The sequence below is a fragment of the Pseudoxanthomonas sp. JC1303 genome (genome assembly GCF_058448525.1).
On sequence record NZ_CP185958.1, the window covers coordinates 2753423 to 2768849 of the forward strand.

At 65.2% G+C, this 15427-nt stretch carries 18 protein-coding genes and 1 tRNA gene; 12 read left to right on the forward strand and 7 right to left on the reverse strand.

From position 1 onward, the window contains the following. Window positions 1-10: 10 nt before the first annotated feature. From queC to ACORQU_RS12265, 3 genes are all read left to right on the forward strand, one after another. Window positions 11-676, forward strand: a complete 666-nt coding sequence (gene queC, locus ACORQU_RS12255) for a 7-cyano-7-deazaguanine synthase QueC (RefSeq protein WP_491641441.1) — start codon at window positions 11-13, stop codon at window positions 674-676. Between the two features lie 82 nt (window positions 677-758). Beyond that, window positions 759-834 (forward strand) — tRNA-Lys (locus ACORQU_RS12260). 136 nt (window positions 835-970) lie between these two features. Beyond that, window positions 971-1723, forward strand: a complete 753-nt coding sequence (locus tag ACORQU_RS12265) for a hypothetical protein (RefSeq protein WP_491641442.1) — start codon at window positions 971-973, stop codon at window positions 1721-1723. A gap of 62 nt (window positions 1724-1785) precedes the next feature. Here the strand turns inward: ACORQU_RS12265 and ACORQU_RS12270 are convergent, their stop codons facing one another. Further along, window positions 1786-2343 carry an integrase gene (locus ACORQU_RS12270; RefSeq protein WP_491641443.1) on the reverse strand — a complete coding sequence of 186 codons (558 nt, stop codon included), beginning with the start codon at window positions 2341-2343 and terminating at the stop codon, window positions 1786-1788. A 43-nt stretch (window positions 2344-2386) separates the two neighbouring features. Between ACORQU_RS12270 and ACORQU_RS12275 the strand changes: the two genes are divergently transcribed. The 6 genes from ACORQU_RS12275 to serB all read left to right on the forward strand — a co-directional run bounded on the left by ACORQU_RS12275 (window position 2387) and on the right by serB (window position 6335). Beyond that, window positions 2387-2509, forward strand: a complete 123-nt coding sequence (locus ACORQU_RS12275; RefSeq protein ID WP_491641444.1) for a hypothetical protein — start codon at window positions 2387-2389, stop codon at window positions 2507-2509. Window positions 2510-2803: 294 nt separating this feature from the next. Continuing rightward, entirely contained in the window at window positions 2804-2989 is a 186-nt protein-coding gene (locus ACORQU_RS12280) for a hypothetical protein (protein WP_491641445.1), read from the forward strand. A 248-nt stretch (window positions 2990-3237) separates the two neighbouring features. Next, window positions 3238-4110, forward strand: a complete 873-nt coding sequence (locus ACORQU_RS12285; RefSeq protein WP_491641446.1) for a hypothetical protein — start codon at window positions 3238-3240, stop codon at window positions 4108-4110. Window positions 4111-4162: 52 nt separating this feature from the next. Next, complete coding sequence (locus ACORQU_RS12290; RefSeq protein ID WP_491645103.1) at window positions 4163-4441, forward strand: STAS-like domain-containing protein; 279 nt, start codon at window positions 4163-4165, stop codon at window positions 4439-4441. Window positions 4442-4908: 467 nt separating this feature from the next. After that, window positions 4909-5550: a YoaK family protein gene (locus ACORQU_RS12295; protein ID WP_491641447.1), complete on the forward strand. Its 642-nt coding sequence runs from the start codon at window positions 4909-4911 to the stop codon at window positions 5548-5550. Window positions 5551-5621: 71 nt separating this feature from the next. Continuing rightward, on the forward strand, window positions 5622-6335 hold the full coding sequence (serB, locus tag ACORQU_RS12300) for a phosphoserine phosphatase SerB (RefSeq protein ID WP_491641448.1): 714 nt from the start codon (window positions 5622-5624) through the stop codon (window positions 6333-6335). Window positions 6336-6427: 92 nt separating this feature from the next. Here serB and ACORQU_RS12305 read toward each other — a convergent pair whose 3' ends face one another. The 5 genes from ACORQU_RS12305 to ACORQU_RS12325 form a co-directional block, all read right to left on the reverse strand. After that, complete coding sequence (locus tag ACORQU_RS12305; protein ID WP_491641450.1) at window positions 6428-7390, reverse strand: transaldolase; 963 nt, start codon at window positions 7388-7390, stop codon at window positions 6428-6430. Window positions 7391-7435: 45 nt separating this feature from the next. After that, window positions 7436-8398 (reverse strand): LysR substrate-binding domain-containing protein, encoded by a 963-nt coding sequence (locus ACORQU_RS12310; protein WP_491641451.1) that lies wholly within the window; start codon window positions 8396-8398, stop codon window positions 7436-7438. Window positions 8399-8569: 171 nt separating this feature from the next. Continuing rightward, window positions 8570-10159 (reverse strand): alkyl hydroperoxide reductase subunit F, encoded by a 1590-nt coding sequence (gene ahpF / locus ACORQU_RS12315; protein WP_491641452.1) that lies wholly within the window; start codon window positions 10157-10159, stop codon window positions 8570-8572. A gap of 169 nt (window positions 10160-10328) precedes the next feature. Beyond that, complete coding sequence (gene ahpC, locus ACORQU_RS12320) at window positions 10329-10889, reverse strand: alkyl hydroperoxide reductase subunit C (RefSeq protein ID WP_271644747.1); 561 nt, start codon at window positions 10887-10889, stop codon at window positions 10329-10331. A gap of 153 nt (window positions 10890-11042) precedes the next feature. Next, the gene (locus ACORQU_RS12325) at window positions 11043-11888 is read right to left on the reverse strand and encodes an alpha/beta hydrolase (RefSeq protein ID WP_491641453.1); all 846 of its coding nucleotides are present in this window, start codon (window positions 11886-11888) and stop codon (window positions 11043-11045) included. A 61-nt stretch (window positions 11889-11949) separates the two neighbouring features. On the opposite strand from ACORQU_RS12325, the gene prmC reads away from it, so the two are divergent. The 3 genes from prmC to pip all read left to right on the forward strand — a co-directional run bounded on the left by prmC (window position 11950) and on the right by pip (window position 14329). Further along, a complete protein-coding gene (gene prmC, locus ACORQU_RS12330) occupies window positions 11950-12810 on the forward strand; it encodes a peptide chain release factor N(5)-glutamine methyltransferase (protein WP_491641454.1) in 861 nt (286 codons plus the stop codon). Window positions 12811-12897: 87 nt separating this feature from the next. Further along, window positions 12898-13302: a hypothetical protein gene (locus ACORQU_RS12335; RefSeq protein WP_491641455.1), complete on the forward strand. Its 405-nt coding sequence runs from the start codon at window positions 12898-12900 to the stop codon at window positions 13300-13302. Window positions 13303-13387: 85 nt separating this feature from the next. After that, window positions 13388-14329, forward strand: coding sequence for a prolyl aminopeptidase (gene pip / locus ACORQU_RS12340; RefSeq protein WP_491641456.1), 942 nt, complete (start codon window positions 13388-13390; stop codon window positions 14327-14329). Between the two features lie 192 nt (window positions 14330-14521). Here pip and ACORQU_RS12345 read toward each other — a convergent pair whose 3' ends face one another. Further along, on the reverse strand, window positions 14522-15388 hold the full coding sequence (locus ACORQU_RS12345) for a transglutaminase-like domain-containing protein (protein ID WP_491641457.1): 867 nt from the start codon (window positions 15386-15388) through the stop codon (window positions 14522-14524). Window positions 15389-15427 lie beyond the last annotated feature (39 nt).

Genomic DNA, 15427 nt, shown 5'->3' on the forward strand with positions numbered 1-15427 from the left:
GAACACCCTCATGAAGAATGCAGTAGTCCTCGTTTCCGGCGGCATGGATTCGGCCGTCGTCCTGGCCATGGCCAAGGCCCAAGGATTCACACCGTATGCGCTGAGCGTGCAATACGGCCAACGCCACACCTCCGAGCTGGACGCCGCCGCACGCGTGGCGGCCGAACTGGGCGCGGCCGCCCACAAGACCGTCAACGTCGACCTGCGCAGCATCGGCGGCTCGGCGTTGACCGATGACATCGACGTGCCCGAGGCGGGCGGTGACGGCATCCCGGTCACCTACGTACCGGCGCGCAACACCATCATGCTCTCGGTGGCCCTGGGCTGGGCCGAGGTGTTGGGCGCGGCGGACATCTTCTGCGGCGTCAACGCGGTGGATTATTCGGGCTATCCGGACTGCCGGCCGGCCTTTATCGAGGCTTTCCAGGCCTTGGCCAACCTGGCCACCAAGGCGGGTGTCGAGGACGCGGGCATCCGCGTCCACGCCCCGCTCCAGTTCATGAGCAAGGCCGACATCGTGCGCGAGGGCGTGGCCCTGGGCGTGGACTTCGGCAGCACCGTGTCCTGCTACAACGCCGATGCGGACGGCAAGGCCTGCGGGCACTGCGATGCCTGCCGTCTGCGCGCGGCAGGCTTCGCCGACGCCGGCGTGCCCGACCCGACCCACTACGTCTGAAGGCGTGTTGTCCGCAAAGGGTCGCATCGTCGGCCCGATGCGGTAAAATCACTGGCCCGGCGCAATGCCGGGCACAGCATCCGGGCCGTTAGCTCAGTCGGTAGAGCAGAAGACTTTTAATCTTTTGGTCGAAGGTTCGAATCCTTCACGGCCCACCATCTCGATTCAATTGCATCAGTCACTTACGAAACGTTGTCAGCCAGAGAGGCTGCGGCTCCGTAAAAATCCCCGTGAAAAGCGCCGAACCGACCTTGGCTGATAGAGTCAGCCCGACCACAGGGCGGGGGCGATCGGATGTGCGCCATCAATTGGCAGGTTCTGCTTGAGTTTCTCAAGGTGTTCCTCTCAGCGCCGGTCATGGCGTTTGCCGGAGTTGCGGTCGTGGCCGGGTTGTTCCACAGAGAGTTGCGGGGCCTCATTGACAGGCTTGCGATGTTTCGGTGGGGAAAAGCGGAGCTGTCGACTGGTCCATTACAAGAAGCGCCGCGCCCGCCGCCTTCAAGCGGCATCAAGAACAGCGGCTCTCGGGACGCTGGCGACCATCAACCAGGTGAATCTTTAGCGGCTAGCGCGGAAGCTTCACTCAACGCCAGTCACCAGAACGACGTACCGACTAGTGGGCCGGTCCATGCGGCTGAGTCGGCCGCGATGATCTGGGAATTCCGATACTTGAATCACTTCCTCGTTCCCAAGACGCAGCGAGTGCTTGAGTGGTTTGCCGACGTCAGCCAGCCGATCACCACGCTGATGTTTGACGCAATCTGGCAATTTGCCATTCCAACGCAACAAGAGCGATGGAACGTGTGGAATGCACTCGAGCAGCACGGCTTGATCGCACCGATCACTGGTGGCGGATATGGCATAAGTCAGAGAGGGCGCGAATACCTCAGCTGGCGACCTGACCTGCCCGCGTCAGTCTTTCCAGCCTATCAACAGCTGATAGCTCCTCCTCCCTTGCCTTGGGGCTCGACTGCGGGCGCGCCGCTTGCGCCAGGCTCGATTGCCGAGGCGATCTTGGGTATGGGTAAAACCCCGTCTGGTCCATAAGGCGACGCGAGCAAAGGGGCCGATCCTGCCAAAAAAAGGAGGCCGGGCGGCGGCGCGCGCGCCTAGTTTGTTCCTGATTCACCATAGAGCCCTGTGGTGCTCGCCGGTTCTACAACCTGCAGCTCATGGTCGTAGGTGTCGGTGGTGCGGGGATCCTTGTGACCTGCCGCATCCCGTTTTACGGCCTTGGTGCCCTTGGTGCCCTTGGTGTCGGTGATGTCGGTGATGTCGGTGATGTCGCGGTGCTTCAGGCCGTGCAGGGTGAAGTGCTGCTCTGGCTGGATGATGCCGGTGTCCGGATCCATGGCGGCGGCCATCAGGCGCTGCCAAGCGCTGTCCAGGCCAGGCTTGGTGAGCGGGCTGCCTGACTCGGTCAGGAAGATCCGCCGGTTCTCGGGCCGGAGGGGTGTCACCAGGCTCTTGTTCTTGGGCTTGGCCAGGGCCGCCTTGCGCAGATCGGGGGGCGCCTGCCAGGAGGCCCTGAGCCGAGGCGTCCACCTGGTCACGTTGTCGAAGCTGCCCTTGCGCCGGTTTGAGGCGATGCTCTCGTCGGTCGCGTTGGCGTCGGTCAGCGTCAGCACCTCGATGCCGCGCAGCCGGCACTGGAGTGCGATCTCCATCAGCGGGGCCAGGTAAGGCGAGACGCTGCCCACCGTGTGCGGCTTGAGCTGGCCGCGCTCGTGCGCGAAGTGGATCACGGCCAAGTACGCATCCAACGCCGGCACGCTGTACGACATCTTCGACGACAAGCGTCACCCGTACTACGAGCACCGCTTGGCCGCATGACCAAGCCTGGTCAATAGGTCATAGCAGCGAACATCTGCGGCAAGGCGAAGGCCGCCCAGGCGGCCTGGAGGTCACATGGAATGGGTGAGAGTGCAACCTGGATGCGAGTTGCCCCACGAGGGCGAGCGCGTCGTGGTCTTCGCAGGCCAAGAGTGGGAGGAGGCTGAGTTTGTGGACGGCACGTTCTGCAAGATCGACGGCCCAGAGTTTGGCGGCGTGACCCATTGGCTGCGGGTGGTACCGCCGGCCTGATTCGTCACACGGGCTGAGACATCTCCCGAGCACGCTTCATGCATGCCACTTCCGGATGGCTTCTCCTGGCAACCCCGCTGGCAGTACAGCAAGCAGGCTGATGGCCTGTTTCTGCGCGGGGAGATGGTGGCCATGCTGCTGGACAAGGTCGACGGCAGCTGTTCGCCAGGCTGGACACGCAGCGGGCATGGACGGGCCCCAGGAGATGCGGGACTGCACCAGCTTTGAGGCGGGCCAGCGTCCTGCCAACTGTGGGCTGCTCGGCATGAGGCCCGACTACGGTGCGAGGTCGACGCCAAGATCATCGACCGACCTAAGCCGACCTGCTCACCGCAAGGGTAAAGGCGGGGCCACGACGCGGGCTGCGCCGACTCCAGGCGCTCGCTGGCTAAGAGACCACTTTTAGGGGAAGGATGGCTTCAAGTCTCCGTTGCGATTCATGTAATCTTAACGTTGGACAGCGATGGAGAGCGCGGTTGGCACGCAGGACCAAATTCAACGACCTGGCACAGTGGCACAAGGATCTCAAGGAGCTGCGAGATTCACGCTTCTGTCAGTCGCCTGGCTTTTTCATGCCATATCACTTCGTGACAATGGCTCTACTCCTCAAGCAGGAGGCGGCAGGCATGCTCGACTTGCCTGAGGAGATTACGGAGTATGCCTCCCGCCTGAAGCTATGGGAGGCAATTGGTCTTAAAAGCCCTATTGTTCCGCCTCCGGAGCCCAGCGGTAGCCGCTATCACCCTCTCACCCCTATGCGGAGCGAGGCAGATGTGGATGGGGCAGCAGTTGCGCTTGCACAGATGTTGACAGGAAGTGGCATCGGGTGTACAGGAGAGACTCGTGAAAACCTGTTTATCATGCTCACCGAATTGCTCGGCAATTGTTACCACCATGCCCGCGTCGGTGACGGCCTTTACGGTCTAGCTTGCGCGCAGACATGGTGGAAAGATGCCCGTGCACAGTTCGCCATCGCTGACAGTGGAATCGGCATCAGACAGAGCTTGCAAGAGAGTCCTGACCTGGCGAAGCGTCTCGGGAAGCAAAATGCTTGCGAGTTAGCGTCTGAATATGGGATTTCAAGCAAGTTGGGTCGAGGCCACGCAGGATATGGTTTGACTCTTGCAAGAGACCTGGCTGCCCGGACTCCTGGGTCGCTACTCTTCGTGCAATCGTGTGACGAAGCGTTGCTGGTTGATAACCAGCAGACTCGAACGTTTAAGAACTTTGATCATGCAATTACGGGCACATTGATAGTGTTCGAGTGGGATCTGGGCACGATGCTAGATCTGACGGCTGTGTTTCGCAGTTGGCCAAATTCGGAGGCGGATGATGACTTCTTTAGCTGACGTTTCCTTTTCCGTGCGTGACCTGGCCTCAACGGCTACCCGACCACATGGCATGGTTGCGCGAAAGCATCTCCAGAACCTCTTATTGGAAGGGCAGCCAGTTCGAGTGGATTTCAATGGCGTAATCCTAACTCCCTCTTTCGCAGACGAGTTCTTGGGGGTGCTGATGGTCGAGTTAGGCGAGGCAAACTTTAGGCGCTTAGTTAAGTTAGTGAATGTCCCTCCCCAGGCGCGGGCGCTTCTAACCCAAATACTCGGGCGCCGAGCGGCTAGGCCGTTTGTGGATGTTGCGGCCCACAACGCTCTGCACGGACGGGCCCTCGCGCATTAAATAGCCTGTGCTGGTGAGGCGAGCCTAGTGGAAGCGGGGCTTGTGCGTTCTCTAGGTCTTCACAGTGAGCTGCCCAGGGCTATGGCTTCCGTGCAAAGCCGCGATGCCTCGCAGGCGGTGCAGGGCGAGGGGAGCATTGCTCCGTAAATTTGGCGAGACAGTCCCCCACTCATAGCGGCTATTGCGCGGCCATGCCGTGACAATGTCGGCTGCAAGCTATTGATGTTCAAGCACACGCTGCCTGACTTTTAATCTTTTGGTCGAAGGTTCGAATCCTTCACGGCCCACCATCGCACTCGGCAACCGTGCCGGCTCTGTCTTGGAGCGGCGTCAGGGCTTCGCAACCGACGCGGCGTTGACAGCGATCACACCGCGGCGCGACGCTGCATGGGTCTACAGATCTTGGGCGGCGATCTCCTTCGATGATTTCCAAATTGCCGCGTTGGGTCTGGTTCGGGAGCTGGGTCATGGCCTTTACCGCCGGCATCGTCAATGTCGTGGCGCTGCTGGGGTTCGGCCATCAGGGCGTGAGCCATATGACCGGCATCACTTCGGAGATGGGCGCGCGCGCGGCCGCGGTCGATCTGAAGGGACTGGCGCAGCTGGCTGGCGGGGCGTTTTTCTTCGTCGCCGGCAGCGCGGTCAGCGGCGCCTTGATCGGCGATGTCGCCCTGCAGCTGGGGCGGCGCTACGGATTGGTACTGGTGCTGGAAGCGGGCATGCTGCTGGCTTCGGTACCGCTGATGACCCGCGCCTCGATGTGGGGCCTGTGGCTGGCCGCCTGCGCCTGCGGCCTGCAGAACGCGATGGCCACGACCTACAGTGGCGCGGTAGTGCGCACCACGCACGTCTCGGGCATGTTTACCGACCTGGGGCTGGCCATCGGCCATGGACTGCGGCGCATGCCGCTGCCGTGGCGGCGGCTGTCGCTGTGCGTGACGGTGATCTCCGGCTTCCTGGTCGGCGGTCTGGTGGGGGCGCTGGGCTTCCACCGCTGGTCGTACGTGGTGCTGGTCGCGCCGGCGCTGATCTGCCTGGGCCTGGCCTGCGTGTACGCGGTCTACGCGCGGCGCATGGTGGAGCCGGCGTCTTCGGAAGGGAGCGCTTAGCCCTATCCCGTGGCAGCCGAGCTCATTACGCTTGCAGGCCCCTGATCCGCGTCCGGTGCGCCTGTTCGTCCATGACTGATTCCCATGCATCCGTTCACGGCCTGCACTTGCGTCGCGATGTGCCGCTGCCGCCGTTGGGGCACTTTGGCCTCATCGCCTTCGACATGGACTCGACGTTGATCACCATCGAGTGCATCGATGAGATCGCTGATGCCGTGGGCATGAAGGATCAGGTGGCGGCGATCACCGAGGCAACCATGCGCGGGGAGATTGCCGATTTCCGCGAAAGCCTGTTGCGCCGCGTGGCGCTGCTCAAGGGCGTGCCGGTCGGCGCCCTGCAGGAGGTGTACGACACGCGCCTGCAGCTCACCGCAGGTGCCGAGGCGTTGGTAGGAGCCTGCAAGGCGGCCGGGTTGAAGGTCCTGCTGGTGTCCGGCGGCTTCACCTTCTTTGCCGAGCGCCTGCGCGAGCGGCTGGGGCTGGATTACGTGCGCGCCAACCTGCTCGAGCAGGTCGATGGAGTGTTGACCGGACGCGTGCTGCCGCAGGCCTGGGGCGATGTCTGCGATGGCGCGGTCAAGCGCGCGACCCTGCTGGACGTGGCCTCGCTGCTGGGCCTGGCGCCGGATCAGACCATCGCCGTGGGCGACGGCTCCAACGACATCCCGATGATGCAGGCCGCCGGACTGTCGGTGGCCTTCCATGCCAAGCCCAAGGTGCGTGAGGTGGCGGACGTGGCGATCGAGACGGGCGGGCTGGACCGTTTGCTCACTGTGCTGGGCTGACGGCGTCCGAGATCGCCGCTTGCCGGAACCGCAATGAAAAACGCCGCCGGGTGCGAACCCGGCGGCGTTTTCGTCTCCGCGCGGCGCGTGGCTCAACCGGCCAGGCGGTCGGCGATGGTCTTGCGCACGGCGGCCAGGTCGTCGGCGAAGGCCTTGATGCCGTCTGCCAGCTTCTCCTTGGCCATCGGATCAGCCTCGACGTCACGCGCGAACTGCTCGGCGGTGATCGGCGGCACGGTCGTGTCCTCGGCCGCCGCGGGTGACAGCTTGCGCGGCAGGTCGCCGTGGTCGGCGTCCAGCTTGTCCAGCAGGTCCGGGGAGATGGTCAGGCGGTCGCACCCGGCCAGCGCTTCGATCTGGTCGGTGGAGCGGAACGAAGCGCCCATCACCACGGTCTTGATGCCGCGGCGCTTGAAGGTGTCGTAGACGCCGCGGACGAACTTGACGCCCTGGTCGTCGTCGATCGTGGCCGGCGCCTGGTCGTGGGCCTTGTACCAATCCAGGATGCGGCCGACGAACGGCGAGATCAGAAAGGCATTGGCCTCGGCGCAGGCCAGGGCCTGGGTGGGATTGAAGATTAACGTGCAGTTGCAGTCGATGCCCTCGGCCTGCAGCTGGCGGCAGGCTTCCACGCCTTTCCAGGTGGAGGCCACCTTGATCAGGATGCGGTCCTTGGGCACGCCGGCTTCGGCGTACATGGCGATGAATTTCTTGGCCTTGGCCACGGTGGCGGCGGTGTCGTGGGCCAGGTCGGCATCGACCTCGGTGGAGACCCGGCCATCAATCAGGCCCGAGAGCTTGACGCCCACGCCGACGGTCAGGCGATCGACCACCTCTGCCACCAGCTCGTCGGTGACCGCGCCCTGGCTGCGTGCCCAGGTGATCTGCTCGTCGATCAGGTCGGCGTAGCCCGGCAGGTCCAGGGCCTTCTTCACCAGAGTCGGGTTGGTGGTGCAGTCCACCGGCTTGAGGCGCTTGATCGCGTCGAAGTCGCCGGTGTCGGCCACGACCACGGAGAGGTCGCGAAGTTGTTCGAGTTTGCTAGGGGAGGTCATGGTATCGATCCGTTGATTCAGTCGTGTCGGGTAGTGAACAGGCTCTCACGCGCGACGTTGCGTCGTCGTCGATGTTTTCTTGCGGGCCGGCGGCGCAGGCGCTGCGGCGGGGTCGAGCAGGTGCGGGGGCAGATCGCGGAAGACCTGTGCCAGCTGGGTGAGGAAGGCCGACATGGCCGAGCTTCTGCGCCAGACCATGGCAATGCGCCGGCTGGGATGGGAGTCGCTGAACCCCAGCAGGTGGATGTTGTCCGAGCGCGCCACCGGTGGTTTGACCGCCAGGGTCGGCAGCAGGGTCACCCCGACGTCGGCGGCGACCATCTGGCGCAGAGTTTCCAGGCTGGTGGCGCGGAACTCGGATTTCTCGTTGGCGCCGGACAGGCGGCAGACCTCCAGCGCCTGCTCGCGCAGGCAGTGGCCGTCCTCCAGCAGCAGCAGCTTTTGGTCGTTCAATTCGGCCAGGGTCAGGCTGCCGCGACTTGCGAGCGGGTGGTGCTCGGGCACGGCCAGTACGAACGGCTCCTCGAACAGGAACTCCACATGCAGCTGATCCTCGTCGATGGGCAGGGCCAGCAGGCCTGCATCGAGCCTGCCTTCGCGCAGGCGCTGCAGCAGCACGTCGCTCTTTTCCTCCACCAGCAGCAGTTCCAGTTGGGGGAAGCGTGCGCGGATGGCAGGAACCACGTGCGGCAGCAGGTAGGGCCCCAGGGTGGGGAAGATGCCCAGCCGCACGGTGCCGGCTTCGGGATCCTGGCTGCGGCGGGCCGCCTCCTTCATCTGCTCGACCTCGGCCACGATGCGACGCGCGCGCTCGGCGGCATCACGCCCGGCCGGCGTCAGCATCACCTTGCGCGGCGCGCGCTCGACCAGCGAGACACCCAGCTCTTCTTCCAGCTTCTTGATCTGGGTCGACAAGGTGGGCTGGCTGACGAAGCTGGCCGCTGCGGCGCGGCCGAAGTGCATGTGGTCGGCCAGGGCGACCAGATATTTGAGGTCACGCAGATTCAAGCGAACGCATCCGTGTTGGAAGGCACGGCCATCGGAGCCGTCGATGCATTCAACGCCTTTTGCGCGGTTCGATCAATCGATGGGAGGTAAATGGAGCCAAAAAAACGCCCGCCGGCATGACCGGCGAGCGAGGTGGCGGGCTCGCGGGGGAGGGCGCTGCGAGCCCGATGCTCAGGCCGCCTCGGCGGTGCGGACCTCCGCCGGCGCGCTGTGGCGGATCAGGTGGTCGAAGGCGCTCAACGCGGCCTTGGAGCCTTCGCCCATGGCGATCACGATCTGCTTGTACGGCACGGTGGTGGCGTCACCGGCGGCGAACACGCCTGGCACGTTGGTTGCGCCGCGCTCGTCGACGATGATCTCCCCGCGCGGGGACAGGGCCACCGTGCCCTTCAGCCACTCGGTGTTGGGCAGCAGGCCGATCTGCACGAAGATGCCTTCCAGTTCCAGCCTGTGACCCTCGTCATTGGTGCGGTCGGTGTAGGACAGGCCGGTGACCTTGCTGCCGTCGCCATGCACCTCGGTGGAGAGCGCCGAGACGATGATGTCCACGTTGGGCAGGCTGCGCAGCTTGCGCTGCAGGACTTCGTCGGCACGCAGCTTGTGGTCGAACTCGATCAGCGTGACGTGCTTGACGATTCCGGCCAGGTCGATGGCCGCTTCCACGCCGGAGTTGCCGCCGCCGATTACCGCCACGCGCTTGCCCTTGAACAGCGGGCCATCGCAGTGCGGGCAGTAGGCCACGCCCTTGTTCTTGTACTCGTTTTCGCCGGGTACGTTCATCTGCCTCCAGCGCGCGCCGGTGGACAGGATCACGGTCTTGCCCTTGAGCGCAGCGCCATTGGCCAGCTCGATGCTGATCAGGCCATCGTCACCGGCCGGCACCAGCTTCTCGGCGCGCTGCAGGTTCATGATGTCCACCTCGTACTGGCGTACGTGCGCCTCCAGTGCGGCGGCCATCTTCGGACCTTCGGTCTCCTGTACGGAGATGAAGTTCTCGATCGCCATGGTGTCCAGCACCTGGCCACCGAAGCGCTCGGCGGCTACACCCGTGCGGATCCCCTTGCGCGCGGCGTAGACCGCCGCGGCCGAGCCCGCCGGACCACCGCCGACGATAAGGACCTCGAACGGCGCCTTGGCCGAGATCTTCTTGGCGTCGCGCTTGGCCGCACCAGCGTCCAGACGTCCAACGATCTCTTCCACGTTCATGCGGCCCTGACCAAAGGTCTCGCCGTTGAGGTAAACGGTTGGCACCGACATCACCTGGCGCGCCTCGACCTCGGTCGGGAACACCGCGCCGTCGATGGCCACGTGCTGGATTTTGGGATTGAGCACCGCCATCAGGTTCAATGCCTGGACCACGTCCGGGCAGTTCTGGCAGCTCTGCGAGAAATAGGTCTCGAACTTGTACTCGCCCTCCAGTGCCTGGATCTGCTCGATTGTGTCCTGCGCGGTCTTGGACGGATGACCGCCCACCTGCAGCAGGGCCAGCACCAGCGAGGTGAACTCGTGGCCCATCGGCAGGCCGGCAAAGCGCAGGTGGATGTCGTGTCCCGGCGAGTTGATCGCGAAGGAGGGCGTGTGCACGTCGGCATCGCGATGCTCGACCAGCGAAACCTTGTCCGACAGCAGCACGATGTCGCTCAGCAACTCGAGCATTTCCTTGGAGGTCGCCGAATCGTCGACCGAGGCGACCAACTCCACCGGGCGCGTCAGGCGCTCCAGGTAGGCCTTGAGCTGGCTCTTGAGGGTGTCGTCCAACATGGGGGGCATCTCCAGATGACAGGAACGGACGGCCGGCCCGGGATCAGGCAGGCGCATGGAAAAACAGGGCAAAACGCAAACCGCGCGAGAGAACAAGGCGCCGCGTGGGTTCCGGTTTGCCGCCGTGCGCCTCCCTCCCGCAGGAGGGAGGCGCAAGCCGAACCGGCGTTTAGATCTTGCCGACCAGGTCCAGCGACGGGGCCAGGGTCTTGGCGCCTTCCTTCCACTTGGCCGGGCACACTTCACCCGGGTGGTCGGCGACGTAGATCGCGGCCTTGACCTTGCGCAGCAGCTCGGTCGCGTCGCGGCCGATGCCTTCGGCGGTGATCTCGATGCCCTGGATCACGCCCTGCGGGTCGATGATGAAGGTGCCGCGGTCGGCCAGGCCCATCGGACGCAGGATGTCGAAGTTCTTCGAGATCTGGTGGGTCGGATCGCCGATCATGGCGTACTTGATCTTGCCGATGGCATCGGAGGTGTCGTGCCAGGCCTTGTGCGAGAAGTGGGTGTCGGTGGACACCGAGTAAATCTCCACGCCGAACTTCTGGAACTCGGCATAGTTCTCGGCCAGGTCTTCCAGTTCGGTCGGGCACACGAAGGTGAAGTCGGCCGGGTAGAAGACCACGACAGACCACTTGCCCTTCAGGTCGGCGTCGGACACTTCGATGAATTCGCCATTCTTGTAGGCGGTCGCCTTGAACGGCAGGATTTCGGTGTTGATGATGGACATCAGTCTTCCTTTTGTTGAGGGAGGGTTGAAAGCGATGGGTGCATCGTACGCACCGCGCTTCTATTTCTCAAATCGATTGCCAGGATTGAATCGATAGTTTTTATCAATCAATCTGGTTGCCTTCATCGTAGGCTCGCGGATGTTTCAGCCTGGTCACGGCGCCCGCAGAAACGCGGCGATGCGCTGCAGCAGGGCCGGGTCGCGTTCGGGCTTGTAGAGATCGATCAGCGGAGTGAGGTGGCTGCCGCCGGGAAGATGCAGCACCTGCACCGCATCGCCCTGGGCGCGCAGGCGCGCGGCCAGGGCGTCGGTCTGGCGCGGCGCGACGATCTTGTCGTCGGTGCCCGCCACCAGCAGGAACGGCGGTTCGTCACCATCGACGAACCCGATGGCCTGGGCTTGCGGCCATTGCGCCGGCGGACCGAACACGTCGACCAACTTGCCGCTGATGCTGAAGTCATACGGTCCAGACAAGCCGATGACGCCGGCGATGGCCGACAGCGGCACGCCCTCGGCCTCCAGGTAACGCGCATCGGTGCCCAGTAGTGCGGCAATCTGCGCGCCAGCCGAATGCCCGGCGATGAACAGGCGCGCCGGATCGCCGCCATAGTCCCGCGCATGGCGTCGGGCCCAGGCCACGGCGCGAGCGCCGTCGTGCATGAAGCCAGGGAACGGGGTCTGCGGACCCTTGCGGTAGTCGGCCACCATCACCACCGCGCCGGTCGAGGCCAGGCGCCGTCCAATGAAACGGTATTGGTCCCGCGCGCCGTGCTGCCAGCTGCCGCCGTAGAAGAACACCAGCACGGGCGCATCCGGAAGCGGGGTGGCGGGACGATAGATGTCCAGCGAGAGCCCATGGCCAGGGTCGTAGGCCACGCTGGCATCGGGCGCGGCGACGCCACGGTTGGCGATGGCGAAAGCCACGCTCTGGCAGCCACCGAGGATCAGGGCGGCCGATGCAGCCAGGGCGAGGCGGAACAACGAGACACAAGATTTCAACGCAGGCTCCAGAAGTGGGCGGGGAAGCGGGCGCCGCCATCCAACGGCTACCATTCATGGGATGAATACGCAGTCACCCCTGCGCCTGGATGCACTGGCGCGTCGCGGCGCCGTGCAACTTTCCGGTGTCGATGCCCGTTACGAGGCCGAGTTGCTGCTGCTGCACGCGCTGCAGCGCGACCGCGCGTGGCTGTTCGCGCATGGCGCCGATGCGGCCGATGAGGTGCTGCAGGCGGCCTACGCCACGCTGGTGTCACGGCGGGCAGCGGGCGAGCCGATCGCCTATATCACCGGGTCGCGCGGATTCTGGACGCTGGACCTCCAGGTCACGCCGGCCACGCTGATTCCTCGGCCCGAGACCGAGCGGCTGGTCGAACTGGCGCTGGAGCGGCTGCCAGCCGACATGCCGCTCCAGGTGGCGGACCTGGGGACCGGCAGCGGCGCGATCGCGCTGGCCATTGCCAGCGAGCGCCCGCAGGCGCGTGTGCTGGCCACCGATGCCAGTGAGGCCGCACTGGCGGTGGCGCAGGGCAATGCGCGGGCGCATGCATTGGACAACGTCGCATTCGTGCAGGGCGACTGGTTTGCGCCGCTGGCCGGTCGGCGCTTCGACCTGATCGCCAGCAATCCGCCCTACATCGAGGCCGGCGACGCGCATCTGTCCCAAGGGGATCTGCGCTTCGAGCCGGCCAGCGCGCTGGCCTCTGGCGCCGATGGGCTGGATGACATCCGCCGCATCGTCGGGCAGGCGCCGGGCCACCTGATCCCAGGCGGGTGGCTGCTGCTGGAACATGGTCTGGATCAGGGCGTCGGGGTACGGGCGCTGCTGGAAGAAGCCGGCTTTGTCGAAGTGCAAACCGCACAGGACCTGGAGATGCGGGACCGGGTGACGCTGGGGCAATGGATCGGGCAGGCAGGCTGAGGCGCCGGGTGCAGGAACGCCGGAAGATGAGCAAGGTCGTGTGGAAGATCCCGGTGTGGCGGCGGCTCCTGCTGTTCGTCAGGGCAGGTGCTGAGCTGGCTGTGTTTCCTCGTGCTCTGTCTGCTGTGCGTGCAGGGCTTGTCTCTGGCCTTCGCACGCCACGCGATGCCGGTACCTGTGTTCGTCGCCGCTTGTCTTGGGACCCTGCCTTCGCTGTATGCCGCACTGCCATGCGTGTTCGTCATGGACGCTGGCCACTGGGCGCGGGTCGCGCCTGGCTTTCCTGAGGCGGTGCGGGTTTACGGCTACGTGCCCGCATCGGGGGACCCCAACGGTGCACCGCTGGTCTACCGGCACGGTCTGCCGCGCTGGGCCCGCTGGGAGGAAAACGCGATCTTGATTGTGCCCAGCCATGGCGGCAGCGTGACCGTGCAGGCGCCCAAGGCCGTGGCTGGGAAGCTGCGCGCCCGGCTGTTGCGCATGCTGGCGTGAACGCGGTCGCGCGCGGCGGGTGAGCCGCGTGCAGCCAAGCCTGGAGATGGGCCGATACAATGGCGTTTTTCCGCAGGAACACCGCATGCGCACGCTCTACCCCGCCATCGAGCCCTACAACACCGGCACGCTGCAGGTCGACGATCGCCACGTCCTGTATTTCGAGGAGTGCGGCAATCCGCAGGGCAAGCCGGTGGTGCTGCTGCACGGTGGCCCGGGCGGCGGCTGCAGCCCGAAGATGCGCTGCTTCCACGACCCGGCCAAATACCGCATCGTGCTGTTCGACCAGCGCGGCTCGGGCCGCTCGCGTCCGCATGCGGACCTGGTCGACAACACCACCTGGGATCTGGTGGCCGACATCGAAAAACTGCGTGAGCACCTGGGCATCGAGGCCTGGCAGGTGTTCGGCGGCAGCTGGGGGTCCACCCTGGCCCTGGCCTACGCCGAAACCCACCCGCAGCGCGTGACCGAGCTGGTCCTGCGCGGCATCTTCATGCTGCGCCGCTGGGAGCTGGAATGGTTCTACCAGGAGGGCGCCAGCCGCCTGTTCCCCGATGCATGGGAGCACTACATCAAGGCGATCCCCGAGGTCGAGCGCGCCGATCTGATCTCGGCCTTCCATCGGCGCCTGACCAGCGATGACCATGCCACCCGCCTGGCCGCTGCGCGGGCGTGGTCGGTGTGGGAGGGGGCGACCAGCTTCCTGCGCGTGGACGATGATTTCGTCAACGGGCACGAGGATGCGGAATTCGCGCTGGCCTTCGCCCGCATCGAGAATCACTACTTCGTCAACGGGGGGTTCTTCGAGGTCGAGGACCAGTTGCTGCGCGATGCGCACCGTATCGCCGACATCCCTGGGGTGATCGTGCACGGCCGCTACGACGTGGTCTGCCCGATCGCCAATGCCTGGGACCTGCACAAGGCCTGGCCGAAGGCGACGCTGGAGATCAGCCCGACCTCCGGGCACTCCGCATTCGAAGCCGAGAACATCGACGCCCTGGTCCGCGCCACCGACGCCTTCGCCTGATCGCATCGGCGGCCACCCTCGCGGTGGCCGATGGCGGGATCCGTGCGTCGAATGTCTGACGGGCATGGCAGGGGTCGCTGTGCTCCCTGCGGCGCGCGGGCCTCATCGCGCCCCGGGTTTGCAATGCGAGGTGTTCTGCCTGGGTGTCCGCTGTCGCTGCCCGCGACCAAGGCAGGGGAATGGCGACTCGCCTCAGACAGCCTGCAGGGCCGGCACCGCCGAGATGCCCGCCATGCGCGGGGACAGCGAAGGATCGTCGGTCTGGTCGGTCCAGACCACGAACTTCTCCAGGGTGTTGGCGCCGAAGCTGTTGCTGATGGCCGCGTCGGCCGCGTCGCGGCCGCGGGCGATCAGCACCCGGCCGATGCGGGGGACGTTATGGCGCGCGTCGAAGGTGTACCAGGTGCCGTCCAGGTAGGCCTCGAACCAGGCCGAGAAGTCCATCGGTGCGTCGACCGGTGGGATGCCGATGTCGCCCAGGTAGCCGGTGCAGTAGCGGGCCGGGATGTTCATGCAGCGGCACAGCGCGATGGCCGAGTGGGCAAAATCCCGACAGACGCCGCGTCCCTCGCGCAGCGCCTGCGCCGCACCCTTGGTGGCACTGGCGTGGTGGTAGCCGAATTCGATCTGACCGTGGACGTAGTCGCAGATGGCCTGCACCCGCTGCCAGCCCGGGGGCGTGTGGCCGAACAGGTCCCAGGCCATGCCGACCAGTTGGTCGGTCTCGCAATAGCGGCTGCCCAGCAGGAACAGCAGGGTCTCGTCCGGCAGCTCCGGCACAGGAATCTCGCGGGCCTGCGGCATGGTGAGGTCCTGCACGCCGCTGTCCTGGACCACCGCGTCGGCGTGCAGTGTCAGCAGCCCCGCCGGCGCAACCAGACGCGTACAGGTGTTGCCGAAGCTGTCGTGGTACTGACGCATCGGCACGCCGGGCAGGGCGCGCAGCTCTTGTCCAATGACGATGTCGGTGCGCCGACTGTCATGGATATTGAGCGTCACCAGCATCGGCGTCGGCTGCGGGAAGCGGAAGGCAATCTCGTAACCCAGTCGGATGAGCATGGCGGCGCGGCGTGAGGTCGGGGGAAGCTCTGGTATAGC